Below are 24,667 nucleotides of genomic sequence, written 5' to 3'. Positions count from 1 at the left end.
CCAAAACGGAATTAAATATGCTGTCAATCATTATTGTAATCGCAATTATCGTGCTTTCTATCATCCTAGCCGCCATCGGAGCCTATGTGGTTATCCACAGTTCCGACGAAAAGGACGAGGTCAAGCCTGTAATTGACGTTTCCGGCCAATACGCCGTGGTGGTCCGCCCCGCTAGGGAGTCCCTCACTGCAGTCAAGCCCTCCGAAGCCTCCCTCCGCTCCTGGCTCGAGACACAGAACATGAGTCCCGAACAGCGCGAGGCCCTGATCGCCCAGTGGAACGCCACCATGGAAGAAACCATCCGCACCGTGGACGAAGGCGACAAGAACGGCACCGCCACCTACCGCATCGAGCTTGGCCCCAAGGGCAAACAATATTGCAAGTTCGTGAACGAAGAGAATTTTATTACCCGCGAGCAGATCCGCAACCACGCGGAAATCCTGCCGCCCTACGTTTTGGGCTGCGACTGCAGACTCCTGCCGAAGCAGCCCTGGGAAAACCCCAGCAAGTCCGGTTGGAAGGCAGTTGTCCCGTCACACGGAAGCAACTACGACATCCCGGATTGGAGGCAACTTGCGTAAATCCCTACTTTCTGCAATTCTTTTAGCACCGGCGCTGGCTCTTGCCGCAGGTTCTGCAATTATCACCTTGGAAATGCCCGTTGGCGCCCGCCAGCTGGGTATGGGCGAAGCAGGTGCGGCCCTGGCAGATGACGCCGCCGCCATGTATTACAACCCCGCAGGTCTGGCATTCGGCCCCCTGGCCGACGAATGGCGCATGAGCTACCCGGCCGATTCCAAGAATGCCCCCTATTTTACAAGCATGGCTTCCCGCTCCAAGAATGGCTTCTTCAGCAAGAGCGAACTGTGGGCAGGTACTGCCAACGGTATCCTGAAGTTTGACGGCGAACAGTGGGTCGACTATCATTCCATTACCCTGCAGGGCAATGCCAAGGTCCGCGACGCCGTCAAGGTGTACGCCGGTTCCGAACGCGGCCTGGAAGAAAATGTCAGAAAGGTCAAGGAATTCAACGAGATCAAGACTGCCGACGATGAAAAGCACATCGTAGAAGTCAAGATGCCCTGGAACCTGATTGTTAAGGACACCATTACCGCAGTCCTTTACGAAAGCCGTACCGAAAAGCTGTGGGTAGGTACACCCAAGTCCCTTTACCGTTTTGACGGCAAGGCCTGGAAGAGCTACGACAGCGAACTGGGAAACCACCGCGTTACTGCCTTGGTAAGCCAGGGAGCCTCTATCTGGATCGGTACCGACGACGGTCTCTTCGTATACCGTAACGGTCAATTCGAGCAGAAGGGCAAGGTCCTGCCCAGCCAGAAGATTACCGCCCTCGTATGGTCTGAACTCCGCAAGGAACTTTATGTTGCCGCAGAAGGCGCAGGCGTTGCCCGCCTCATTCCCAAGAAGAGCGTCAACGACAAGGACCGCTGGAGCCTGTTCAACGAAGAAGATGGAGTCATGGACAAGAGTCCCACCGCCCTGGCCGTCGACAGTTCGGGCCACGTGTGGGCAGCCCATAAGGGAGGCCTCTCCCATTTCAACCTCCGCAAGTGGGAACAGATCCAGTTCGCCGACAATACCGTCAACGACATCTCCGTCGACCAGAAGGGCGGCATCTGGATTGCCACCGACAAGGGCGTCTGGCGCCACCTGCCGGATTACGCTACCGCCAGCGGCCGCAAGGCAGAACTTGAACGCACCGAAGCCGACGAGGCCGAAGGCAAGCGCGATGACGAATGGGTCCACTACCACTCCGGAAACGGTCTTTCTGTAAACAAGGTCTGGGCAGTTCTTCCCCAGGGTAATGACGTCTGGTTCAGTACCGCAAACGGTATGGAACAATTCAAGGACGCCGACTACCAGCTCACAGCCTTCTACGAAAAACTTTTGCCGATTCTCAACATTCCCGACCTCTACCACCTTTACGGCGGCATGACCATCCCCCTGAACGACTGGGGTACCATGGGCTTCTTCGTAAACTTCGTTAGCTTCGGTTCTACAGTTGCGTCTGGCGATGTGGACGCTGACGACCTGGTGGCCTACAACAGTTCTGAAATCGTTGGCGGCTTCAGCTACGGTACCCGCTTCCCCGGCGACTGGGGCCTAGGCCTCAGCATCAAGTTCTTCTATTCTGACCTCAGTTCCGGCGCAGGATCCGGATCCGAAGAAGCAACTACCTTCGGTTACGCATTCGACGTGGGCGTCCTCAAGAAGAACCTGATTGTAGACGGTTTGAATTTTGCATTGGTCCTGGCCAACATCGGCCCCAGCGTCTATTACGTCGACAAGACCATCGAAGACCCCATCCCGCTGACCTGGCGCCTGGGCCTCTCCTATGAAATCCTCTCCCTGGCCGACTATAAGTGGGTCGTGGTCGCCGACTACAACCGCGAAGTGGTTTATGACGACAGCAAGGGAAATCCCGAACCGTTCTACGTATCCTGCTGGAAATCCCTGATCAATCCTGAACGCGGTGGCAGCGGCCTGGAAGGAGCCAAGAACTCCTTGATGCAGGGCGTCTTCAACGTAGGTACCGAATTTATTTACGCCAACACCATCGCTTTGCGACTGGGTTACCTCCACGACCAGACCGGTAAGCGCGACGAAGTGGACATGGGCTTCGGCTTCATGCTCTCCGACATGCTGCAATTCGACTTCGCAACCATCAAGGACGTAGGCGAAAGCGACGGCGTCCGCGACGGCCAGATGCGATTCGGCATGGTATTCAAGTTCTAAAAGACGCAAGGGGGCAACCGCCCCCTTTTTCATTCCCCCGAAATAAACCCGAATAAACCAGCGGTCCCTGCTGCGAAACAAACCCCAGAAGCGTAGCGCCTGGGGCTAGAAGTGAGCACAGCACATTTCAGCGGGGGGGGGCCAGGGGGGCAGTAGCCCCCATGCATCATCGTACCCTTTCGAATATTACGAGGGCTCGTTCCTGCGTGCTGTTGGGGATTGTATAGAAGTGCTTTTCCAGCAACTTGTATCCATAGTCTTCGGGATGCAAGGTCTTCAGTTCGTCAGCGGCAGCAGGCCCCTTCATAAAGAACACGCGCCCACCCACCTTCAGGGAGTTCTGTAGACGGGGGAAAGTCTTTTCCATCAGTTCAAAGGCGCGGCTGATAACACCATCCACAGGAATAGTCATGCTGCGGCTAGTCACCTTGTGACCGAACACATCGATATTCTTCAGCCCCATCTTCTCGATGACCATGTTCAAGAAGTTGATGCGGTTCGGGCGCGGTTCGCAAAGAGTCAAGTTGATATTGGGATTCACGATCTTCAGGGGAATACCCGGGAAGCCGGCTCCACTACCCACGTCAATCATACGGGCAGGCCACTTTTCAACAAAGGCGTTGATCAAAGTGCAGTCGGCATAATGACGTTCAACCATGGTTTCAAAAGCATTAAGGCGAGTCAAGTCCTGGTCTTCGTTGTTGGCTCGGAGAAGCTGATGATATTCCCAAATCTGCTTCAAGGTTTCTTCCTGCAGTTCCACACCATAATAATGCAAAAGCTTGTCGAGGCCAGCCAGAGACGGCGTAACACGCTTTCCGTTAAACAGCGGAAACTCGGTGCGGGGAGCTTTCATGTGAGGCACAAAGGCACTGCCCAAGGCATCTGCGCCACGAGCAGGCATACGAGAAGGAGCTTTACCCCAGGAACCCTTTGCGGGCTTTTTAGACCAGTTAGAATTTGCCATGAACCCAAAATTAGAAATCCCCAAAAGAAAAAAGAACCCCCAAAAGTGATGTTTCGGCAATTCGTGCGTGTATATAGGTATGAACAATTTTTTCTTGGTATATATTCGCAAAATAACAACCGCATTCTGTTTATTCTCGGGCTTCGCCCTCGCCCTTGATGAGGCCGCGGTTTTCAAGTGGTGGGACGACGGGCTAATTTCCGCAGAGGAAGCAACCGAAATGCTGAACCTGCTGGAAGAAGGCAATCAGGAAGAAGCCTGCCTGCTGGCCGAAACCTATTCACTGGAAGACTGCCAGCCCCAACAAGAACCCACCGTTTCTCAGAACTCCGCAAAATCCCAGCGCCCGCCCCTAACGCCCCACGGTTACATCCTCTGGAAAGGCAGAACCGATTCACTGGGGCATCTGGAAAGTTCCCGACTTTCGCTTCAAGTGGATTTTTACCGCTACCGCCTGCGCCTGGGAACGCAGGAACTTCTGAGCTACCGAAACGAAGGCAGCGAGGCCCACTTCGGGCAAATTTCAACGCGGGAAATCCACAGCTATATTCCGCTGGACACCTTATGGGGCACAACGTTTACATACCCTCTAGGAAACCTTACGCTGGGCGGAACGTTAGACACGGCCCTAAACCTGGAAGCCCGCCTAGGCTACCGGAAACAGGCCGATATTTTCTGCTGGACCCATCCCGAAAGCAACTCCTGCGGAATCCAGGCAAGAACCTCCTGGGGCACCGTCGCAGGCTGGTGGCAACACGGCCAATCCCTCCCCCTAATCAAGATGCAGTTACAGCGGAACGAAAAAATTTCAACAAGCCGAAGTTCCGCCAAAAACAAAAATGCAGAAATCATCAGCTGGAAAATTTCAGCCTACATTCACGGAGACAGCGTCCCGGATCAGTCCCACCTCAGTTCCAGCATTCTAAACAGCATGCTCTGGTATTCCCAGAATATCGCCTACACCGACGCAAGCCCATGGCGCAACCGAATCTCCACAAACATCCGCGTCACCACCCCACTGCCAAACGACAGCGCCCTGCAGCAAACCACCGCCCGCATAAAAGTACAGCTGGACTACGGCCCCCAACAACTCCGCGGAACCGCAAGCGCCACCTGCCTAGACGCCGCCGAAAACTGCCGCAAGGACGACCTGAAATTGCAAGGGGTTTCGCTGCTTTCCCACAGCGATTCCCAAACAAAAAACGGACTCTCCCTGCAAGGCAGCGTCAAGACGACCTATACCCGAAACGAAGGGCTGAACACTCCCCGACTAGAGACGGGCCTCTCCTACGGCACCAACAGTCTCAATAAAGCTAGCGTTTCCCTTGTGCTTCCCCAATCCAATCCTCAAAAAAACATCCAGATCCGCACCCAGTCCGATGTGGGAACAGACCAAATCCAAATATCCATCGCCGCCACCTTCAAAAAAAAGGCAAGAGCCCCCTTCCACCCCGCCCACGCCTATCTGCAACTAAAAGGGCTTTTTTAGCCAGGAATCGCCTAAAGGTAACGTTCTGTATACAAGCTGTATACTCGAGTATACAAGAAAATTTCACTTTTTTTCTCTGCACACCCAAGATTATCTATTTTTGGGATACCCAAACACTCCCTGAGCCCGCTAGGTTACCTCCTTTACCTCGCGGGCTCTTTCTTTTTGTGGGTATTCGGGACTCCAGCGCAAATTGTTAAATTTTACGTTATGATGATTGCAGCAATTATTGGAGCCGTCGCCTTCGCTCCTTCTATCGGGTTGAATATCGCCCTGGCTCTGGGGGCCCCCCTAGGTGCATACGCCATGAGCGGACGCCACCGCGTCGTTCCCAAGGAAGTACGCAAGGCATTCGTTGTTCCCATCATCATGCAGTTCGTGGCCCTGTGGTTTCTGCTTACCGCCGGTGCCGTGTTGCCCGATGCCGCAAACCAGTTGCTGCCCGCCATCATCACCAAGATTTTCGCGTTCTTTTTCGCCTTGTACCTGACGTTCTATGCCGCCACGGTTTTGTTCAGTGCCAGCCACAAGGAAAAGACCGTCATGGGATTTTTCGCCGTCGTCAGCACATTCTGTTTTTGGGCCACCGCATTCGGAACCCTGAACTATGACTGATTTCGCAGAAAACGTCGGCAAGGCCAGCCCGAAACCGCCCAAGCACAACTTCCAACGAGATCTGGAGTACATCCTCCGCGGATTGGAAAAGCGTAAAGAAGTTCCCACTTTGCTGTTGCACGCCTGCTGCGCTCCCTGCAGCAGCCATTCCATCGAGTACTTGTCCCAGTATTTCCGCATCACGGTTTTCTACTACAATCCCAATATTTCTCCCGACGAAGAATACCGCCATCGCGTTGCAGAAATCAAGCGCTTTGTAGCGGAGTTCCCCACGAAAAATCCGGTGACGCTGATCGAGGGCGAGTACGTCCCGAAGAAATTCTACGACGCAGTCCGCGGGCTGGAAAAGGAACCCGAAGGCGGCAAGCGCTGTCGCAAATGTTTCGAATTGCGTCTTTCGGAATCCGCAAGAATCGCAAAGGAACTGGACTGCGAATACGTCACCACCACGCTGACCATCAGCCCCATGAAAGACGCACAACTGCTGAACGAAATTATGCAGGAACAGTGCCAGAAATACGGCGTAAGGCGACTGCCCACGGACCTGAAAAAGAAGGGCGGATTCAAGCGTTCCACCGAACTTTCGGAGCAGTACCATCTTTACCGTCAGAACTTCTGCGGCTGCGTCTATTCCCAGCGGGAAGCTCAAGAACGTGAAGCACGCGCCGCCGCAAAAACTGCAGAAAACAGCACAGAAACCTAAAGCGATTTCAGTAACGCCACAAGACTGAAAATATCCCAGGGGTTTTCGTCCACAAATTCGCAGGGGACATGGGTTGCGGGCAAGATGTAACGTAGGGTTGTTTGCGGAGCCCCGAAGCAACGCCTATCCCTCATGAGGATTTCCCGAGGGGCAGGCACCAGACCCGCAGAGGTCTCGCGATAGTCTATGGCGTTGTGAACCTTGTTACCGCAGGAAATACAAGTCCCGCTAATGGAATGTGTGCCCGAAAGCATTGACCCACAGCACCAGTAATTATAAACGTCTCCACTGCAATGGGGGCAGCCATGATGGGCAACACCAAAGCAGTACTTGTAGTAGTTCAGAAGTTCACCGAGGCAAATGTACCTGCCCCCAAACCAGCAGTAGCTAAAGCCCACGTTGCTAAACTGCAGGGAGGCAAACTCCCGATACTTCATCACAAAATCCTTATGCTTCAGAATCAGCGGCAAGTTCTCCAAAAAACATTCCGCCTCATGATCACGGCCTAAGGCCGCAGACATTTTCTTGCGCAATTCATGCTGGGCAAGAGCTTCGGCCAGTTCTTTTTCGCCAATGTCCAGCGTCTCGTAAATGAAGGAACGCATACGCTTGGGGACATTTCCATTCTCTGCTATATGGCAAAATTTTGCCAGCAGGCTGGATTCCGTTTCCTTGAGTTTTACATTCCGGCTTTCGCAGCGGCGCTTGTACATTTCCAGAAGATCGCCGGGAACATAGCCCTTTGCAGCCATTCTTTCACGAATAATTCGTGCCAATTCAATGGCGGAATCCACATGGAAACCGTCACAGAACTTCTTTACAATTTGAGAATGAGAATTGGGTCCGTTCTTCGGACTAAAATCAAAAGACAAAGCCATAAGGCCTCCTCGTTTAGCTGTTTATTTATCCGCCCGCAAGTAAGGTTAAATCGGCGGTTCATTATTTATATCGAATAATCTACAAAAATTTTCAAATAAAATTAAAGCCAGTAACTGACGCCACCAAAACCAGACCAATAACGTTTATCAAAGTTTTCTCCATGAACGCCAACCGAGCCTAGTCTTACTCTCCAATGATCATTTAAGCGGTAGCTAGCCGAAGCATATAGGGTGTAGACTCTAGGCGAAAAAGGCACGTCTTCAAGTTCCATATCCCCTTCATAGGTGCTTGCAGAAATTTCAAGGCCAAAGTCTCCCAGATAAGCGCCAGCATAGCCACCATATATAACGGAGGTTCCGTTGTTGGAATGATGGCTATATTCCTTAACCTCGTTAAAGACTAGCATAGAGGTGACAGTCATATCCCCTTCACAGTCGTAGTCGCGATGGTTCATCCACACACCGCCAGAAAACCCGATTTCAAAATGGCTTGTATTCAACCCGAGAGACGCAAACGTATATAAGCCATTGTTGATGCCAACTCCCGTATTGACCATGAATATGTTTTTCTTGAGCGCCAATTCCGCAGCAGCATTTACGATTCCATATTCAAGACTGTATGCAAAATCAACACTACGGCCATTGTGGTAAACATCATCCACCTCCATTTTCTTTGAAGGTCCCGCATTCAAGCCACCAGAAAGACGGACTTGATAGTCAGACGTCATGTGTTCACCTGCACCACGCATTTCAGGAGCAGGATTCACTTCCATCCGTATCTTGGAAATTCTAGGATCACCTTCCGTGACGCAGCCATTCAATAAGAAAGCGGAAACAATAAGAATCAAACTAATTATGCGAAATTTCATACAACCTCACCAACCTTACGAGATCAAAATAACAAAGCCTCTAGCGGGATACCATTTGCTCAAGGCACTGGGAAAAGAATTTCTCTTCATCAATGATGTACGCCATAGAAACAAGGCCATTATCGTCAAGATAAACCATATTTTCCACACTGCACTGTTCTTGAGAAATCTGTTCAATTTGAGCCTTTCTCCCGGAGCAAACCATATCGCCAAACTTTACGGTCACAGAAACATCCTGCCACAGCATATGGGCATGATTCAAGGTAATTTCATAAGTCTTTCCATTGATCGTAACAGTTTCGCTGGTATTTGTGTGGTTTACAATGGTAACGCCGTTTTCCAGTTCATCTTCCGGTTCATAGAATTCTTCTTCAAAAGTCAATGATCCCGAACCACTTGCAAGAAGGCTGTGGAGGCGTGCGAAGAATTCCGAATTCATGTAGTCGTAATCCGGATTCATATCGTAGGCGAAGGTTATTTTTTCCTTTTCAAACTTGACATAAACATTCACATACGAATCACCCACCATTTTCCAAACGCCATCGAGCTGTCCAGAAGTACCGCCAATCAATACATCTGTAGAACCAAGGATATCATGGATAAAGAGCGTATCTCCACTAAAATTGTACTGTGCCGTGTCCTGACGGTTGCTATACCAACCATCAACCCACTTCACTCCCTCACCTTCTTTGAGACAACGACCTTCCAAGCCAAAATCCCAAACTAGAGTTCCAGCATTTGTTCCAGAGGGTTCTGCACTATAGTAAACCGGCATAAAATCATGGGCTGCGCTAAATTCCTTCGCAAACTTTGAGGAGGAACTTTCTGTCGTAGCGGATTCACCAGTGGCGATCAGCTGATTCACGCATTCCCCAAATTCCTTTTCATTTCCCCAAGAGTAACGAGTCATGACATCAGGAGTTGCATCCGAATAATGCAAGCCATCCGCATTTTCCGCCTTGCATACTGCAGGAGTTACATTCAAGGTGCTAAAATATTCCAGGTGACATTTTGCAGCGCCATTAGAAAGAGTCAGCGATAAATAATCATCAAAGGAATGAACAGAATCTATTTTCAGTTCATAGGTCACACCCTTATAAGTAAAGGTTTCGCTTCGATTATCCTGCTTAAGAATTGTCACTCCATAGCGGCTAGGATCAACGACATGTTCATCGTAAATGAGATCTGCATAAATATCCATACTGGAATCTTCAAGACCTTCATAGAACATCCACATAAAGAGGGATTGCATATAGTTGAAGTTCTCTTTTTCCAGCACACGGATTTCAATGGAACCTTCGCCAAAATTCCAGTACACGGTATAGGCAGAACGACTTAATTGCAGCCAGATTCCCTGAAGCTTTCCAAGCTCGCCGCCAACGAATTTAAGAACCGTCACATTGCCATAATAATCTGGTTCTTCATTCAAGGCGGTAAGAGTCAAAGTGTCGCCTGCAAAGCTATAGCGGAACAGGCCCCCAGCAAATTGAGTTACACGGTTCAGGTCGTCGACCCACTGGTAAGTTTCGCCCTGCTTGACACAGCCCGATTCCTGAACAAGACTGATGGAAATAACGCCTGTCGCAGAAGATTCGGAATGTTCCGTTATTTCATAGGAACCCAAAGCATACTGGCGGGCCATGGCAAATTCCTTCTGCAGATTTACGCCGGAATCGTCTGTAGTTCCTGCCACAGGTGGATCTGAGGTAAAGCCGGAACAGCCGCAAAGAATGAGGATTGCTACAAAAACAAAGCTACTAATAAAATGAATAAACAGCTGATGCTGACATGCATCAGCATGACATTCAAGAGATTTACGTCTCATTATTCTCCTCCAATTTCCGAGTCAGGGGAAACATTTGTAAATTAATTCGATAAACCCGATCGTAGTCCTTGACATCAGATACGATGGATTCAATTTTCTTGCGGAATTCCGCCATTTCCTTTGCCACACGCTCGTAGGCGACGCGGTCTAGACCCATGGTTATTCCCGACAGATTCCGTTCCGACCCGTCGAATTCATCCAGGGCATCGGCAGCCAAACGGGCGAACTGCTTTTGCATGGAGCGCACAGCCACATTGATGGCTGCCTTGTGATCCGCATTGTCAACAGGATTGATACCTACGTCCGTCTGAACGTACGACACCTCCCCCGCACTTTCAATCTTTTTCAGCAGTCCCATCTGGACCATTTGATCCAAAGAATAACGTACATCGGCAGCAGGCACAGAGGGGCATAGCATGCGGGCCATTTCAAGGGGCCTTGCCCCCGGCATAATGGGAGCAAGTTCACGCAACGTAGGGTTAATCCAGCTGGAAAAATAAGCGTATGCCTCACCGCCTAAAACACGGACCTTGTTGGCATCTGCCAGGCGGCACATTTCACCATAGGCCGCTTGTTTTTCTTCGTTTGTCTGGGCGTCGCAAAATTCCACCATGCGGCAGAAATATTCCGCCTGGTATCCGGTTAGCCCCATGGCCTTGGCAACACATTCCGCACCAGCCTTACGCAAGCGGGTCTTGCCATCACACACCAGTTTCAAATATCCCGACGAAGCAAAACCGGAGAGCTTGGAAAATTCACGCCACGTAAAAGCGGAAGTTCTCTTACGCTCTTCGTAGAACTCCCGCATATAGCTGCGATAATCAAGATATTCAACAATAGGTTTCATCTAGAACCAATAACCTATTCCCAACTGTATTTTCAACAACTTATAGTAGGAGCCAATTGCCGTTGAGGCCTCTTTGTAATAACTCTCCACATTTCCATCAACGTCAACACTACCCCATCCATATCCATATTTGTATCTGACTTTATCAGCGTCCACAAGATCCGTCAGCTGATAGCTAGCTCTCAAATCCACGAACAAACCAAAATCAAAAACGTGTCCCACGGCAGCTGCCAGGCTCACTCCATAATTGCGGCCATGATCCAGCGCTTGTTCCTTGAATTCAGTGGTATAATAGTCATATGTTTTCGCAACCATAAAATCAAGGACAACACCACCTTCCACAAATAAAATTCCAGGAATTCGCCATTGTGCAAAAATAGGGATTTCAATGAAGTACTGCTGCAGCATTTCATAGCCGTCATAACCACAATCTGCATGACACATCTCACCCAAAACTTCACCAGTTTCCGAATCAAGAGGAGCAACCATTTCACCGCAGTCAACACTGGTATAGACAGAGTAATTGCGGTAATCCAAGCCAATACCGGAATGCAAATAAAAATGATCCGTCAAACCGTATGCAAAATCGAAAGACAATGTTCCATAAACACCTCCATTGGACGGATAAATATCCGGAACAGCATCCGTCTTTGTCCACATCAGGCCCATTCCGAAGCGTGCTCCAAGACCCAGTTTTTCAGAGAGCGTTGCAGCCATGGCGTTCAGAGACAGCATTATCACCAATACGGCTACCAGTTTTCGCATAAAAAGACCTCCTAAGTCCCCTATAACTTTTGTTTTTTGCAAACAAGTTCCTCCCTGCCCGCATCAAAAATATAGGTAGTTCAAGAATCTGCAACAACACCATCAAGAAACAAATTTTGTTAATTTCATAGAATTTTAAGCATTTTTACAAAATTTTATCATTTTCAGAAAAATCTATGAAACAATTTGTTTCTTAGAGAAACAAAAAGACGCCGCAATTGCGACGTCCTAAACTGAAACAGCTGATGCTGACCTGCGCCAACACGACTGTTCAACAAACACAAGCATGACAGCAGGAAACTACTTTTCGTAACCCACAGCGTGGTTCAGCAGAGGAATCTGCTTTTCGGAAAGGCCAAGAAGTTTCTGGAGGCCAGCCTTGTCCATGGAGGCACGGACACGAGTATCGATCTTTGCGCCAGCGCAATAGATGCTAATGTTTTCAGAAACGAGGCCTGCATCTGCGGCTCCCATCAGAATACGATCAGTATCGGGACCGCGATCGAACTTGGAAACATCAGTCACCAGCAAGATGATGACCGGAGTCTTCATACGTTCGGTGAAGAGGGCGCGGTTGTCACCTTCCACCACAAGGTTCATAGCATGGGCCTTCGGGTCATACTTGTAAGCAGCCTGGGTGGTGAAAACATAAAGATCCACATCCTGCTTGTTCAGCGCAGAAGGTGCTGTGCGGTGCCCCGTTTCAGGACGGTTAATGCCGTTGGCTGCCCACAGGATATTTCCGATTTCCTTATAGGAAACAACCTTCTCGGTGAAGCCCTGTGCAGACTTGCGATTCTGCAAGGCGTCCATGACATCAGCCTTCAATGCCTTGGGCGGAGCGTCAAACTTGATGGTCTTTGCAAGTTCCGGCTTTGCGGTGGCGAAGGCGAAAGTGCAGCAAGTCAATGCGAGGGCGAGAAATGTTTTCAATTTCATGTTTACTCCTATTTAATCATCCACAAGGTAGTAAAAATTTTAGCTCCAATAGACGACACCATATTTGCCAAGGACCAAAGCAAAACTTTGCTGCATTTCTCAAACTCCAACAACTTGTTGGAGTTTTGCTAGATACCATATCCAGATTTTTATATATTGAAGAACATGAGTGAAAGCACCCAGATTATCTATATGCAGACAAGGCTCGTTCGACTTATGTCCGAAGAAACGGGAGTGTCCATTGCTGCAGTAGCAACCCAGTTCAAGGAACAGGGAGTTTTTCACTATATCAAGCGAATGTGGGACTTGTTCAATATTGAAGGCGACCAGGCGGTTCTTGAAGACATAAGGCAATACCTCAAGTCAAAGGGCGTGTAAAATGCTTGATTTGAATCAGCGAACCATTCTGTACCACGGAAGTTTTTGCGAAGTATCTTCACCTGACTTGTCTAAGTGCGCCAAGTATAAGGATTTCGGTCAAGGTTTCTACCTTACAACAGACAAGGAACAAGCTAAATCCTTTGCAAAGATTTCTACAAGAAAAGCGCAGGAATCTGGAGTAATTCCAACCCAGCAGAATTTTGGAGTTGTGTCTTCCTTTGAATACATACCGGCCAATCTCCGAACCCAAATCTTTTCAACGGCCGATGCCGACTGGCTACATTGCATTGTCGCTCATCGAAAAAAGGGGCTTTTCAATTCCCTTGTTCAGGATTTTGAAAAATACGATATCGTTGGTGGCAAGATTGCAAACGACGCAACAAACATCACAATAACCACCTACATGACAGGAACCTTCGGAGATGTCGGTTCTCAACAGGCAGATGAAATATGCATACGCCTGTTACTCCCCGAACGATTAAAGGACCAATACTGTTTTAGAACAGCGACCGCATTACAGCAACTTGCATTTATCAAAAGCGAGCGTATATGGCTGTGACAAAAGAACAAATTCAGGCAGCAATGGAACTTTTGACGACTATGGTTGTCGAGTCCATTTCCAAGGAAGACCATCTTGATGCAGCCGACGTTTTACCCGATTTTTTGAATTCCAAAACCGGGAAAATGCTCTTTGATGAAAGTCTCAAGCTATGGTGCGAAGGCCCCTCGCACATCGAGGAACTGTATAGAGCCGAGCTACAGAAAGCTCACGACTAAAGGCCGTTGGATAGACGGTTCATGAAGAAAATGACACGGGCATCACCCCAAACTATAATCCTTCTATTAGCAGTCTTTGTTATTGGGTGTGCGTCAACATCCCCTAATTCTAAGAATGGCCCAAATCATCAGTACGAAAAATCAACAGACACTGTCCATGTTTCCAAAATCAATGCCGTTGAAAAATACCCTTTCCCACAAGACTTTGATAGCGATGCCTATAAATACAGAACGGGTATTCCCCACAAACAAATCGTTAATTTTATTGAAAACGACGAAAACGATTCTCTACGGCAGAACGAAACAGAAAGGTACGTTACAAATCTTACATCCTTAATAGATTCCGTTGCAAAAAATGATTTTGAAAAAGTCAAAATGATTTATGACGCATTGGCGCTGCTACTTGATTACGACAGCGAAAGCTACATAAGTAATTCACAACCTCCAAGTAAATGGGACTATGTTCTTGCATCCCGGAAAGCGGTATGCGAAGGATACGCAAATGCGTTCAAGAAGTTATGTGATATGTTAAAAATTCCATGCGAAACCGTTCACGGATACGCACGAGGTTTAACGCACATACCCGCAAACGAGGAAATTACTTCCAACCATGCATGGAATATTGTCAAGATCGACAAATTCTGGTACAATGTTGATTGCACATGGGGATCAAGCGCCTTTAATGTCAATACATCGAAATCAAACCATCGTTATACAACAGACTGGCTATTTTTGAAAGGAGACCACTTTGGGTACTCCCATTTCCCAAATGATTCAAACCATCAACTAACCAAGAAAATCAGTCGCGACGAATTTAAAAATAGACCTCTCCTAGATCCCATTTTTTTCGACTTATTTGAATCTCCCAACAAACTGCAGGCGACCAACAATATTGATAGTTCATATCAGCTAGACCTTATTCAAAAACGGGATGCAAAATTTATATTGAATGTTTACGATTTACAGACCAACCAACCTGTACAAAACAGAGCTCTATTGACACACAATCGTGAAAAATTACAAATAGAATTCCAGGCACCTTACGCAGGAATCTTTCAAGCTTTTTTAATGCATAACGTTAAAGATAACGCTTATTGCAGCATAGCATCTTTTTCGATTAGCGCAAATAAGGCTAGTAATATCCAGCACCCAACTTATTTTCACTCATCAGCAAAGGACATCAAGATAGAGTCACCACTAGTTCAGTTACATGCAGATTCAACATACGAATTTAAAATAAAAGTTTCAAATAAAAAATATGCTCTTCTTTTTTGCAACGGAAAGAAAAATCGTCTCAAAAATCAGGGCAACGGATTCTTTTCAAAAAAAATAAAGATTCCCAGCAATGCAACTGAAGTACTTATAGAAGTCTCTGACACGGAACATGGGCGATATGAAGCAATTGCCAAATATCCTGTAACAAACAATGCAAATTTTTAGCATGCATTCCCATTTTCAGGATCCTATTTAAGCAATTTACGGACACTTTCCAGTCGGTTCAATGCACCAATCAAGGTTTCGTCCTTCTTGGCGAAATGGAATCGCACCAGATGGTTCACAGGTTCCCTAAAGAAGCTACTGCCAGGCACTGCGGCGACACCAACTTTCTTTGCCAAGTCCATGCAGAAAAGTTCATCGGGACGAACGGAACCCGAGCCCGTCATGCCGATTCCTAGGCCCGCGGCGGAACCGCTTGCTACGAGGCTCGCCAGCTTGCGATCGTAACCGAATTCTGAAATATCCACCATCACGAAGTAGGTGCCCTGAGGTTCTGTAAACTTGAATCCCAGATTGCGGAGGCCGTCAGTAAACAGTTCCTTCATGTGAGTGTAATGGGCCTGCAGTTCGGTATAATATTCATCGTCAAAATTCATGGCGGTGACGCCCACTTCTTGCAGCGGCGAAGAAGCCCCCACCACAGTAAAGTCGTGAACTTTCTTAATGCGTTCCATGATGGGCTCGGGCGCAAGAATGTAACCCAGGCGCCAACCTGTAATGGAATAAGTCTTGGAAAGGCTGGAGCATTCGATGGTACGCTCACGCATGCCAGGCAACGTAGCCATGTGGGTATGAACGTGAGGCGCAAAAATAATGTGCTCGTACACCTCATCCGTAATCACATACAAATCATACTTGATGGCAAGATCCGCAATAATCTGCAGTTCCGCACGAGTAAAAACCTTACCGCTAGGATTCGAAGGATTGCAAAGCACCAGAGCCTTTACGCCCGGCTGCTTCATGGCATCTTCAAGGACGTTGGCGTCGAAGGTAAAATCGTCAGGATTCAGCGGCACATAAATAGGAGTAGCGCCGCTCAAAATCGTATCCGCCGTATAGTTCTCGTAGAAGGGCGAGAAAATCACCACCTTGTCGCCGGGATTGCAAACCGACATCATGGTGATCATCATGGCTTCGGTACTGCCGCAAGTAATGACGCATTCCTTTTCGGGGTCAAAGCGCATGCCGCTGAAATGTTCCTGCTTATTGCAAACCGCCTCACGGAAATTCTTGGCACCGATGGTCAGCGCATACTGATGAGGACCGGACTTGGCCACTTCCGCCATGCGGTTCTGCAATTCCACCGGCGGGTCAAAATCCGGAAAACCCTGAGACAAATTGACGGCACCGCAAGAATAGGCAATGCGGGTCATGTAACGGATAACAGATTCCGTAAAATGGCTAGTGCGATCGCTTAAAGGTTTCATAAAAAACGTTCTTTTTTACAAATTCATTTTTCAAGTTTGCGGAAACGATCTGCTTTAAATATGGGTTTAAGCAATTCAGATCCGCATACTATAAAAAAATAGAAATATGGAAGTCACAAAAGGAACTGCAAACTTACAGGTAGTAATTCGCCTCGCCCACAGCCAAGTCGCTTCCCTTGATTTGCAAGGTATCGGGCACACCAGTGCGATACTCGATAATCAACTTGACCATATCATCACTCCGCAAAATTCCCTGAGGGACCGTCCAGAAGTTTTCCGCCTCGATGGCGTACTTCAAAGCTACAGGTTCCGCATCCGTCACCGCAGAAATTTGCGTCACGGCATCCTTCGGGTTACGAACCTGCACAATGCTCCAGTAAGGGCCAGCCCCTTCCTTCACCCAGACGCTGGTGGAATCGCCCCACACGCCTTCAACGCCTTCGCAGGATACGAATTCCCATTCGCCGTAATAGCGGCCCACCGTAATGCCCATGATGTCGCTGGCAGGTGCGCCACCCAAATCCACACCGCAACTTTCGTCGGGGCAGCGGTCCGTAACGCGCACCGTAACGCGCTTCCAGCCATCAGGAGTTTTCGCCTTTACGCGAACGCAGCCACCGCAGGCAAGGCCCCCATTCCAGGGCCCTTTATCGTCACCGCTAGAAACGTTCACATGGATGGCGGCATAATACTGGATGTTGGTCTGGCCGTAATTGCAGGCGCCACCCAGACTGGTTTCTTTCTCAGTTATGCTTCCGTAAGTCGTAATGGAGCCGGTACCGCCGCGTTCATTCAGCACCGGGTCCTGAGCCGTATAGTTGTCGCACTTTTCGCAGGCACCGTCAGCGTCGTCAAAATACCATTCGTCAGAAGCGTTAGACGCAACCGTCTGGGACGCAGAACTTTCGGGAGAAGAATCTGTAGAATGCTCTGCGGAACTGCTCTGCAAGATTCCGCCCGCGCTAGAAGTTACGCCGGAATTTGACGACACCGCGGAGCTTATCGGAGCTTCGCCACCAGACGACCCCGCCTGCGCCATACCGCCACTGGATTCCTGCGATCCGTCGGACGAACTTACTCCAGACGATTCGGATACGGCAGCGGAACTATCAACTGGTCCCGCATCCGACGGACTTGAAGATTCATCACCACAGGAAACCATCAAGGCTCCCGCAAACAACAAACTTAAAACGTTTTTTCTTTCCCAAAAACTCATATACATGAATATAAAAAGCCCCGCGCATTTTTTTCCGCGCAGTACTTAATTTTTTGCGTTTACCTGCTGGTCATTGCGACGCTCGCCTTTCCAGTCATTGCGCTCTGCGTGCGCAGGACTTACGGCTCGGTCCTACCGGCAACAAGCTTTTCGTCGCGACGCTCGGCTTGCACGCTTTTCCTTGACGAGTGCGCAGAAGTCAGCCACTTCGTATGTTGGTCTTATGGGCGTTTCCCACACTATCGTGTGGGTCGGGCTATATTCTGGGGGCAATCGGCTGCGCTTACGCTTGCAGCTCACCTCCCAGAACCAAGCCTCGCTTCGCGAGTCTTGTCCCCAAGGGGTCACAATCCCTAACGCAAATTTTAATAGGATACAAAAAAATACCATAAATTACTCAAAGTAAGTACAACGTGCGCAAAATCATTGTGTGACAAAATCTACTCCATTGGGATTTTTGCTAACCCAAACAGACTCCTGAATTCAAAATGATCTTCAAAAACTCTTTGCCGAATGTTTGTAAACAAATTTTTTCTTTAAATCTTGCGTTTTTCATACAAATTCGCATTATATTTTAAACATCTTTTTCTACAACATAATAGGAGGATTAATGAAAAAAGATGGCCTTGATGGCGTTTGCTCTTTGTGCAACGACACTTTTTGCTGACGAATCGTTTGGAGGCATTGGTCTTGTTGTACAAGACGGAAACATTGGATTAGGAATTGAAGCTATCATCCCAAACACACCTGCGGCAAAATCTGAATTAAAGGTAGGCGATTTAATCATCGCTGTAGATGGTAAAGGGTTTGAAAATCTGTCGTTCGAACAATCCGTTTCCTTATTCCGTGATGTAAAGAACAAACCGATTGTTCTCACATATATCAGTGATGGCGACACACCTATGGTCAAATTGTTCATAACTACGAGAAACCTTTTGGTGGTAAAACATATTGGGCGATGTTTACTGCATGCCTAACATTCAAGAAAAGGGAGATGGATCCTTTTCCTTGGTTTAACGGAATTCATTCCATACTTGGTTATAGTTCGTCTTTTCATCCTTACGAAAATGAAACGTACAAAGTAAAATGCGGGCTGTTTAATCAATTCAAATGCTCTCGAACAAGAAAATCCTCTTATGTACAAAGAGACTTTGCAACCAATTGGATTAAAGCCAAACAAACTATATGGGAATCCTACAAAAACGCTGTATATAAATGGTTGGTTCAAGGACGTGATTATGGCGTGGAACCTATAATGGTACATCTTTTTGGTACTGTTGACGGAAAACATTTCGATGGGTCCAAGGAGACGTTTGAAAATTCCATCCAAAAACCATTATATAGAAACTCAAACTTAAAATTGTATAAAACAATATGTACTTTTGGCACACCAGAATATTAACCCAAAGGAGCGTAAAATGAAAAAAATATCAATCTGCCTTATACCTTTTCTTCTCCTATTTTCAGCATGCTCTAGTAATCCTGACGAATCAACCACAAGAGATTCTCAAATAACTCTCGATGAAAATTTAATACTTTTGGATTCTATATCTCAATGCCTATCTGACACTAACGAAATATCAGAACATTCCAAAATAGACACAGTTTACCTAACGCAGCGAAATAATACGCTATCGCTTGTTTTTCCTTCAGAAATTTATTGTTCCCGAGAAAACATCAAATCAATAGGAGTTTCAATCCAAGATGATACGATTAGTGTCGAATTAATTCAAAAGGAATCCAAAACTAATGCTAAACTTGATTGTCCCGTTTGGGTTTACAGTACATTAAACGGAGACCTTAAAGGAAAATACCTACAAGCCCGAACGAATGTATATGCACTAATCAAACAATAATTTGGCTTTCAGCAAAAACAGCTGACTCACAAGATGGTCGGCTGTTTTTGTTAGATTCTAGACTAGAGAATAAGAGCAAAAGCTCAAAAAAAAATGTCTATCAATAATATAGATTATTCAAAGAGGAAGGGAGATGCCGCATCAGGTGCGGCATGACATTTGGGTGGGTGGGGTAAGCCAGGGGTTGCGGGCAGGCGCTTGAAGCCCGCTAGAAAGGGTGGAGAGCAACGGAGTGCGAATCAGGGGAAGGCTTTCCCCTTTAAAAAAACATCCGCCTAATAAGACGGATGTTTGAAATTTTCAGAGATTGCTTCGGGCTGCTCGCCCCTCGCAATGACAAATGACTGACTAGCGAACGACTTTTCGGTCTTTAGCGGTCATTTCCAAGAACTGAGCGACAGTCATCTGACCCTTGGGGACTCCTTCGGAGTCCTTCCCGCTCGCCTCTGTCCTATGCCGGCAAACAAGTTTGCCGTCGCGACACTCGCCTTACCTGTCATTGCGCTCTGCGAGCGCAGGACTTGCGGCTCACTCAAGAACAAGCAAGCTTGTTCTTGGTTTCGCCTTACCAGTCCTTGGCAGGTCTTGCCTGGCCGCGGAGGGGTTTCCAAGGTTTACGTTCACCATTCTGTTCGTCAAAATCCTTCAAAAGCTGGCTGGCTTCTTCAGGGCTCATCTGACCTGCAGGAACCTCCTGCGGTTCCTCGGGCTGCTGGGGCTGTTCGCCCTGGCTATCGCTGGACAGTTCCTCAGGCTGCTGCGGTTGTTCGCCGGAGCCGCCTTCGCTATCAGAACTCTGACCCTGACTATCGCTAGACTGGTCACCATTATTCTGATCTTGATTCTGGTCCTGCTGATCCTTGTCCTGGTCCTGGTTTTGATCTTGGTTCTGGTCCTTATTCTGGTCTTGATTTTGATCCTGATTGTTCTGATCATTCTGATCGTTCTTAGGATCGTTTTTCTTATTCTCGTTCTTCTGCTCGTCCTTGGCTTCCTGAATGCGATCCAGGAGCATCTGCAGCTTCTGATCATTGGGATAATACTGCAAACCTTCATTACAGGTAATTTCCGCAGAAGGCAAGCGATTCTCAATGTACTGGAAAGCGGCATCGCTATAATAAGCACTTGCAGACTTGGGAGCGGCAAATGCAGCAGCGGCACACAACAAGACGCAAACCGTCATGCGTACCGGGTTCTTCACTACGTTCAGAATGACGTCCTGGAACATTAGATCACCTCCAAGTCGTTATCGGTGTTGCTGGCATCGATTTTTGCCTTGGGCTTGCGACCGGCCTTGATTTCAATGACATCGTCAACACGCTGCACATAGGCATTCAGCTGACCAGCCGTTTCATCTTCGGCGATAATGTTTTCCAGAATCTGCTTGGCTTCTTCGTACTTGCCATCCTTACTCAGCTGGAGGGCTCGTGCCAGGGCTTCCTTGGCCTTTTCACTTAAAGGAGGCTGCTTCTGGTCATTATCCTGGTTCTGATCCTGATTCTGTTTCTGCTTATCCAGTTCCTCTTTCAGTTTGCGCTGGACAATTTCAACATTCTTCTTGGCATTTTCAAAATTGTTGTCCAGGTCGATCGCCTTTTTAAGGTATGCCACGGACTCACGCCAAGCGGCAATACGTTCGCTGGGCTCAGCGGCCTTTTCACCAACGCGGAAATGGGTATTGGCCAAATTGTAGGCCGCCTTCGCCGCCATCTTCTTATCGGGCATGCGTACCGCACTTTCCAATTCCTTCTTGGCCTCTTCATAATTTCCAAGGCGGTACTGGCAAGTTCCGATGTTGTAGAACAGCAAAGGATTTGCCGGCTCCGATTCACGGGCCTTCATGTACTTTTCAAGGGCTGCGGCATAATCGCCTGCGGCAAACAACTTATTGCCATCATTAATGGGGCGCGCAAAGCCCATCACCGACAGCAAGACAATCAACAAAATAGACAATCGCATATCAAATTTCCTAATCGACCAGTAATATACAAAAAAACGAGGTCCCAGTACTTTTTGACTACGGACCTCATTTTATCCCTAAAACTACTTCTCTGTATAAACCACAGGGTTTACCCAGTCAGCATGGTCAAAATTCTTGGCGCCCATTTCGTCAGTCACCAGAGATATTCTACGGCCACCGCGAATATCCAGATCCGCCGATTTTACCTGACGGCCTTCCATACGGCCACTTCTCCAGATTTCACGGTTGTCCAGTAAGACGATAAAGTCTACGACACCATTGCCCGACTCATCATCCACGCCGCAAGTCACCGTAAATCGGGTCGCATTCTTCGGCAGTTCATAAACGTGCCTTGAAGGAGCATGGGTTCCAATGCCTGCTACGTAAAGTTCGCCATTGACCCGCAGCGGATTTCCATCAATGGATTTTCCAATATGGGTGTTTCCATAACCCTGTTCCTGATGGATCAAGTTCAAATCATACACAAAGACTTCACCATCCTTCAGGCTGTAAGCGGAACGGGCCATCTGGGCAAAAGTACTTCCCATATCCACGCCATAAACCAACAGCAACAGCACATAGGGAACAAGTCCCGGCAAGGGGATTTTTTTGAACAGCCCACAGAGACGTTCAAACTTTTCAGGAGCAATGTTCTGAGCCAGGAAATAGACCATGGCAAAAATGCCGGCAATGGAAATCCAGAACCAAAGCGCGTCGCCACGGGTAGACATCAGCATCGAAATATTCAAGTAAGCGACAGCCGACAAAATTACGGCACCATTGATGTTCGGCTTTCTCTGGCAGGACACCGCCGCAACGCACATGACAGCCGCGGCAAGGCAGTAACGTTCATGCATGCAAGGCAACAACATAAAGAAGGCCAGTGCATTCAGGGCAGCTACCATCATGATGGCGCCCATGTCAAGCCTCCTGAAGAAAGTCACCAGTAGTACCGCGAACGAAACGATTACAAACAAAATCTTTCCCATGAGGCCCGGATTCATAAAAGCCGGAGCCCATTCGAATATGGGCCTGGTATCGGGAGTCATGTTGCCCACGAGGGCCATCCACAAGTTACCCGCATTCATGGCCGCATAAGGGTACTGCCCCACGGAACTCAGATAAGCCTGAGAGAATTCCTTGGCAAAGTTCCCCGCCAGAATAAACGGCAAGAAGACCAGCACAAAAACAGCACCGGCAGCAAACAAGCCCTTCCACATAATCTTGCGGTAGCGGAGAGCCAGGGCTCCGAAAACCGGGAGGAACATAATCATCTGGAACTTGGTCAAAAGACCAAGCATGAACAGAGCCATACCAATCGCAAAAGTATTGGGCCTTGCCGCATACCACAGCGCCCACACGCAAATCGTTACCGGCAAGATATCCACCTGTCCCCACACAGGTCCATCCAGGTAGAACGCAGGATTTATCGCCACCAAAAGCATGACCACAGTCTTTATCTGCGGCGGCCAATCACGACTCCGCAGGCGGAGCCACACGAAATGGGCCAGGGATACATGGGCCAAAATCACAGGTAGCAGGCAGAACTGTTTCAGTTCATAATCCAATTGCAACGAAAGCCCCGTGGCCTTGTAGAAGGCAGCCACCACGCGAAGCCACAAGATATAAAACGGCGGATAGTCGCCCGAAAAATTACCGACGCCCATTTCAAGGTTGCTGATCCAGCTGCGCCAATAGCCCAGGTCAGAACCGAATCCCAGCGCATGGAGCATCACGAAATTCAGGAAAACAATAAGCAAGCCCCAACTGGCAAAAGACTTTCGATCCAAAAAAGAATCAAAGGTAATTCTTCTAAAAGAGTTGATTCTATTCTTTACTTTATTCAATACAAGCTTCATTAAAACTTCCCCAAGAAAATTTTCAAAAGACTAATCAAATCCGCATGATCCTTAGAGGCGATCATCTCACGAATGCTGTGCATGCTGAGCATGGGCTCACCGATATCTACAGTGGGAATTCCAAGTGAAGCCGAAATGGTAGGACCAACAGTACTTCCACAGGGCATGTCATTACGGGTGATGAACGTCTGATAAGGAACGTCTGCCTTTTTACAAAGAAGTTTGAATTGTGCCGAAGAAAGAACGTCACTGGCATAACGCTTCTGGGCATTCGTCTTTAGCACCACACCGCCGCCCAAGACAGGCGCATGGTTTGATTCATGCTTCTGCGGGAAGTTAGGATGTTCTGCATGAGCCATGTCAATGGACAAGGCTAAGGAATCAGCCAACACTTCAGACAGGCTACGGCCAACACCACCATTTTGGGCATAACGGTTCCAGAGGGTTTCAAGAGTTGACTGGAGGAAGTTTCCGCCAGCACCATCACGAGAAACAGAGCCCACTTCCTCGTTGTTCATGAATGCAGCCACCAGGAAGTCATTTTCGGGAACATCCGAATTCAGCATTGCTTCGGCAATGGCGTGGCAACTGCTCAAGTTATCCAGGCGTCCGGAATAGACCCATTCATCATTAAAGCCACCCACACTTGCAGGCTGGGCATCAAAAAACTGGACGTCAAAATCAAGCAGGTGTTCATCACCACCCAGTTCCGCCTGAAGGACATCGGCGAATTTCCGGGAGGCATCTGCGGCGCTAGAACTGGAACTCCATAACGCATCCAGATCCGTCTGGGGGTTCACCTTCAGACCATCCTGATTCACGCCACGGTTCAAGTGGATTGCCAACTGAGGGATACGGAACAACTTGCTTCCGCGAATCAGTCGAGAACCGACTTGGCCATCCTTTTCAAAAGCCAGCAGACCGGCATATCCCAGATCACGATCCAGCCAGCTTGTATAAAGCAGGCCGCCATAAGTTTCAACATGAAGTTTGTTCACTCCCGCACAGTTCTTGTCGGGATTGGGAGATATCTTGAGCGCAGGAAAATCCGTATGGGCCAGGGCGATACGAAACCTGGTGTTAGAATTCACCGTCCTAGGCAAACGGACCACAATAAGGGCCCCATTTCGTTCAAAAACGGAATCCTTACCAAAACCAGCCTTTTCAAAAGCCTTCTTTAACTCCGATACCGTGTGAAAAGGTGTTACTGCACTATCTAGAAACTCAAAAAAATCCATGATCTCCTCAAATATCGCTTT

The 24,667-nt window shown here is 48.2% G+C and carries 24 protein-coding genes; 11 read left to right on the top strand and 13 right to left on the bottom strand.

Annotation, left to right across the window (positions count from 1 at the left end):
• Positions 1-17 precede the first annotated feature (17 nt).
• Positions 18-581 carry a hypothetical protein gene (locus BUB94_RS08275; protein ID WP_073158962.1) on the top strand — a complete coding sequence of 188 codons (564 nt, stop codon included), beginning with the start codon at positions 18-20 and terminating at the stop codon, positions 579-581.
• The gene (locus tag BUB94_RS08270) at positions 574-2,757 is read left to right on the top strand and encodes a PorV/PorQ family protein (RefSeq protein ID WP_073158964.1); all 2,184 of its coding nucleotides are present in this window, start codon (positions 574-576) and stop codon (positions 2,755-2,757) included. The genes BUB94_RS08275 and BUB94_RS08270 overlap by 8 nt, the downstream gene beginning before the upstream one ends.
• 166 nt (positions 2,758-2,923) lie before the next feature.
• Here BUB94_RS08270 and rsmG read toward each other — a convergent pair whose 3' ends face one another.
• Positions 2,924-3,724, bottom strand: a complete 801-nt coding sequence (gene rsmG, locus BUB94_RS08265; protein ID WP_083538182.1) for a 16S rRNA (guanine(527)-N(7))-methyltransferase RsmG — start codon at positions 3,722-3,724, stop codon at positions 2,924-2,926.
• A 79-nt stretch (positions 3,725-3,803) separates the two neighbouring features.
• Here rsmG and BUB94_RS08260 point away from each other — a divergent pair, with 79 nt between their 5' ends.
• From BUB94_RS08260 to BUB94_RS08250, 3 genes are all read left to right on the top strand, one after another.
• Entirely contained in the window at positions 3,804-5,213 is a 1,410-nt protein-coding gene (locus BUB94_RS08260; RefSeq protein WP_073235882.1) for a hypothetical protein, read from the top strand.
• A 210-nt stretch (positions 5,214-5,423) separates the two neighbouring features.
• Positions 5,424-5,828, top strand: coding sequence for a hypothetical protein (locus BUB94_RS08255; RefSeq protein ID WP_083538181.1), 405 nt, complete (start codon positions 5,424-5,426; stop codon positions 5,826-5,828).
• Complete coding sequence (locus tag BUB94_RS08250) at positions 5,821-6,531, top strand: epoxyqueuosine reductase QueH (protein ID WP_073235879.1); 711 nt, start codon at positions 5,821-5,823, stop codon at positions 6,529-6,531. The genes BUB94_RS08255 and BUB94_RS08250 overlap by 8 nt, the downstream gene beginning before the upstream one ends.
• Here the strand turns inward: BUB94_RS08250 and BUB94_RS08245 are convergent.
• From BUB94_RS08245 to BUB94_RS08220, 6 genes are all read right to left on the bottom strand, one after another.
• Positions 6,528-7,409, bottom strand: a complete 882-nt coding sequence (locus tag BUB94_RS08245; RefSeq protein ID WP_073235876.1) for a hypothetical protein — start codon at positions 7,407-7,409, stop codon at positions 6,528-6,530. The two genes, BUB94_RS08250 and BUB94_RS08245, sit on opposite strands and share 4 nt — an antisense overlap.
• 101 nt (positions 7,410-7,510) lie before the next feature.
• Positions 7,511-8,278 carry a hypothetical protein gene (locus BUB94_RS08240; RefSeq protein WP_139260168.1) on the bottom strand — a complete coding sequence of 256 codons (768 nt, stop codon included), beginning with the start codon at positions 8,276-8,278 and terminating at the stop codon, positions 7,511-7,513.
• Between the two features lie 40 nt (positions 8,279-8,318).
• The gene (locus BUB94_RS08235) at positions 8,319-10,103 is read right to left on the bottom strand and encodes a hypothetical protein (RefSeq protein ID WP_073235870.1); all 1,785 of its coding nucleotides are present in this window, start codon (positions 10,101-10,103) and stop codon (positions 8,319-8,321) included.
• Positions 10,093-10,950, bottom strand: coding sequence for a TIGR02147 family protein (locus BUB94_RS08230; protein ID WP_073235867.1), 858 nt, complete (start codon positions 10,948-10,950; stop codon positions 10,093-10,095). The genes BUB94_RS08235 and BUB94_RS08230 overlap by 11 nt, the downstream gene beginning before the upstream one ends.
• A complete protein-coding gene (locus BUB94_RS08225) occupies positions 10,951-11,715 on the bottom strand; it encodes an outer membrane beta-barrel protein (protein WP_073235864.1) in 765 nt (254 codons plus the stop codon).
• A gap of 300 nt (positions 11,716-12,015) precedes the next feature.
• Positions 12,016-12,654: a nitroreductase family protein gene (locus tag BUB94_RS08220; RefSeq protein ID WP_073235861.1), complete on the bottom strand. Its 639-nt coding sequence runs from the start codon at positions 12,652-12,654 to the stop codon at positions 12,016-12,018.
• A gap of 165 nt (positions 12,655-12,819) precedes the next feature.
• Here BUB94_RS08220 and BUB94_RS08215 point away from each other — a divergent pair, with 165 nt between their 5' ends.
• The 4 genes from BUB94_RS08215 to BUB94_RS08200 are packed head-to-tail and all read left to right on the top strand — an operon-like array spanning position 12,820 to position 15,252.
• Entirely contained in the window at positions 12,820-13,032 is a 213-nt protein-coding gene (locus tag BUB94_RS08215) for a DUF3791 domain-containing protein (protein ID WP_073235858.1), read from the top strand.
• Between the two features lies 1 nt (position 13,033).
• Positions 13,034-13,594: a DUF3990 domain-containing protein gene (locus BUB94_RS08210; protein ID WP_073235855.1), complete on the top strand. Its 561-nt coding sequence runs from the start codon at positions 13,034-13,036 to the stop codon at positions 13,592-13,594.
• A complete protein-coding gene (locus tag BUB94_RS08205; protein ID WP_073158988.1) occupies positions 13,585-13,812 on the top strand; it encodes a hypothetical protein in 228 nt (75 codons plus the stop codon). Before BUB94_RS08210 ends, BUB94_RS08205 begins: the two co-directional genes overlap by 10 nt.
• 21 nt (positions 13,813-13,833) lie before the next feature.
• Positions 13,834-15,252, top strand: a complete 1,419-nt coding sequence (locus tag BUB94_RS08200) for a transglutaminase domain-containing protein (RefSeq protein ID WP_073235851.1) — start codon at positions 13,834-13,836, stop codon at positions 15,250-15,252.
• 23 nt (positions 15,253-15,275) lie between these two features.
• Here the strand turns inward: BUB94_RS08200 and BUB94_RS08195 are convergent, their stop codons facing one another.
• Entirely contained in the window at positions 15,276-16,517 is a 1,242-nt protein-coding gene (locus tag BUB94_RS08195; protein ID WP_073235849.1) for a pyridoxal phosphate-dependent aminotransferase, read from the bottom strand.
• 133 nt (positions 16,518-16,650) lie between these two features.
• The gene (locus BUB94_RS08190; RefSeq protein ID WP_139260167.1) at positions 16,651-17,733 is read right to left on the bottom strand and encodes an expansin-like protein; all 1,083 of its coding nucleotides are present in this window, start codon (positions 17,731-17,733) and stop codon (positions 16,651-16,653) included.
• Between the two features lie 620 nt (positions 17,734-18,353).
• On the opposite strand from BUB94_RS08190, the gene BUB94_RS08185 reads away from it, so the two are divergent.
• Positions 18,354-18,710: a PDZ domain-containing protein gene (locus BUB94_RS08185; RefSeq protein WP_073235844.1), complete on the top strand. Its 357-nt coding sequence runs from the start codon at positions 18,354-18,356 to the stop codon at positions 18,708-18,710.
• 441 nt (positions 18,711-19,151) lie between these two features.
• Complete coding sequence (locus BUB94_RS16430) at positions 19,152-19,589, top strand: hypothetical protein (protein ID WP_139259173.1); 438 nt, start codon at positions 19,152-19,154, stop codon at positions 19,587-19,589.
• 565 nt (positions 19,590-20,154) lie between these two features.
• Here BUB94_RS16430 and BUB94_RS16745 read toward each other — a convergent pair.
• The 4 genes from BUB94_RS16745 to BUB94_RS08160 form a co-directional block, all read right to left on the bottom strand.
• Positions 20,155-20,817: a hypothetical protein gene (locus BUB94_RS16745; RefSeq protein ID WP_073235838.1), complete on the bottom strand. Its 663-nt coding sequence runs from the start codon at positions 20,815-20,817 to the stop codon at positions 20,155-20,157.
• Entirely contained in the window at positions 20,817-21,548 is a 732-nt protein-coding gene (locus tag BUB94_RS08170) for a tetratricopeptide repeat protein (RefSeq protein ID WP_073235836.1), read from the bottom strand. Before BUB94_RS08170 ends, BUB94_RS16745 begins: the two co-directional genes overlap by 1 nt.
• Positions 21,549-21,632: 84 nt before the next feature.
• Positions 21,633-23,408 (bottom strand): NPCBM/NEW2 domain-containing protein, encoded by a 1,776-nt coding sequence (locus tag BUB94_RS08165; RefSeq protein ID WP_073235834.1) that lies wholly within the window; start codon positions 23,406-23,408, stop codon positions 21,633-21,635.
• Entirely contained in the window at positions 23,408-24,646 is a 1,239-nt protein-coding gene (locus BUB94_RS08160) for a M18 family aminopeptidase (RefSeq protein WP_073235831.1), read from the bottom strand. The genes BUB94_RS08165 and BUB94_RS08160 overlap by 1 nt, the downstream gene beginning before the upstream one ends.
• Positions 24,647-24,667 lie beyond the last annotated feature (21 nt).

Source organism: Fibrobacter sp. UWH9 (assembly GCF_900129715.1).
Lineage (GTDB): Bacteria > Fibrobacterota > Fibrobacteria > Fibrobacterales > Fibrobacteraceae > Fibrobacter.
The sequence above is the reverse complement of the archived record's forward strand: the minus strand, read 5'-3'. Positions and strand labels throughout refer to the sequence as shown.

Coding starts and splice junctions, on each gene's coding strand:
- BUB94_RS08230 (WP_073235867.1), bottom strand. CDS start 10,950: ATGAAACCTATTGTTGAATATCTTGATTATCGCAGCTATATGCGGGAG.
- BUB94_RS08205 (WP_073158988.1), top strand. CDS start 13,585: ATGGCTGTGACAAAAGAACAAATTCAGGCAGCAATGGAACTTTTGACG.
- BUB94_RS08250 (WP_073235879.1), top strand. CDS start 5,821: ATGACTGATTTCGCAGAAAACGTCGGCAAGGCCAGCCCGAAACCGCCC.
- BUB94_RS08160 (WP_073235831.1), bottom strand. CDS start 24,646: ATGGATTTTTTTGAGTTTCTAGATAGTGCAGTAACACCTTTTCACACG.
- BUB94_RS16745 (WP_073235838.1), bottom strand. CDS start 20,817: ATGTTCCAGGACGTCATTCTGAACGTAGTGAAGAACCCGGTACGCATG.
- BUB94_RS08190 (WP_139260167.1), bottom strand. CDS start 17,733: ATGAGTTTTTGGGAAAGAAAAAACGTTTTAAGTTTGTTGTTTGCGGGA.
- BUB94_RS08200 (WP_073235851.1), top strand. CDS start 13,834: ATGAAGAAAATGACACGGGCATCACCCCAAACTATAATCCTTCTATTA.
- BUB94_RS08165 (WP_073235834.1), bottom strand. CDS start 23,408: ATGAAGCTTGTATTGAATAAAGTAAAGAATAGAATCAACTCTTTTAGA.
- BUB94_RS08220 (WP_073235861.1), bottom strand. CDS start 12,654: ATGAAATTGAAAACATTTCTCGCCCTCGCATTGACTTGCTGCACTTTC.
- rsmG (WP_083538182.1), bottom strand. CDS start 3,724: ATGGCAAATTCTAACTGGTCTAAAAAGCCCGCAAAGGGTTCCTGGGGT.
- BUB94_RS08185 (WP_073235844.1), top strand. CDS start 18,354: ATGGCCTTGATGGCGTTTGCTCTTTGTGCAACGACACTTTTTGCTGAC.
- BUB94_RS16430 (WP_139259173.1), top strand. CDS start 19,152: ATGAAAAAAATATCAATCTGCCTTATACCTTTTCTTCTCCTATTTTCA.
- BUB94_RS08260 (WP_073235882.1), top strand. CDS start 3,804: ATGAACAATTTTTTCTTGGTATATATTCGCAAAATAACAACCGCATTC.
- BUB94_RS08245 (WP_073235876.1), bottom strand. CDS start 7,409: ATGGCTTTGTCTTTTGATTTTAGTCCGAAGAACGGACCCAATTCTCAT.
- BUB94_RS08240 (WP_139260168.1), bottom strand. CDS start 8,278: ATGAAATTTCGCATAATTAGTTTGATTCTTATTGTTTCCGCTTTCTTA.
- BUB94_RS08235 (WP_073235870.1), bottom strand. CDS start 10,103: ATGAGACGTAAATCTCTTGAATGTCATGCTGATGCATGTCAGCATCAG.
- BUB94_RS08275 (WP_073158962.1), top strand. CDS start 18: ATGCTGTCAATCATTATTGTAATCGCAATTATCGTGCTTTCTATCATC.
- BUB94_RS08215 (WP_073235858.1), top strand. CDS start 12,820: ATGAGTGAAAGCACCCAGATTATCTATATGCAGACAAGGCTCGTTCGA.
- BUB94_RS08195 (WP_073235849.1), bottom strand. CDS start 16,517: ATGAAACCTTTAAGCGATCGCACTAGCCATTTTACGGAATCTGTTATC.
- BUB94_RS08210 (WP_073235855.1), top strand. CDS start 13,034: ATGCTTGATTTGAATCAGCGAACCATTCTGTACCACGGAAGTTTTTGC.
- BUB94_RS08170 (WP_073235836.1), bottom strand. CDS start 21,548: ATGCGATTGTCTATTTTGTTGATTGTCTTGCTGTCGGTGATGGGCTTT.
- BUB94_RS08255 (WP_083538181.1), top strand. CDS start 5,424: ATGATGATTGCAGCAATTATTGGAGCCGTCGCCTTCGCTCCTTCTATC.
- BUB94_RS08225 (WP_073235864.1), bottom strand. CDS start 11,715: ATGCGAAAACTGGTAGCCGTATTGGTGATAATGCTGTCTCTGAACGCC.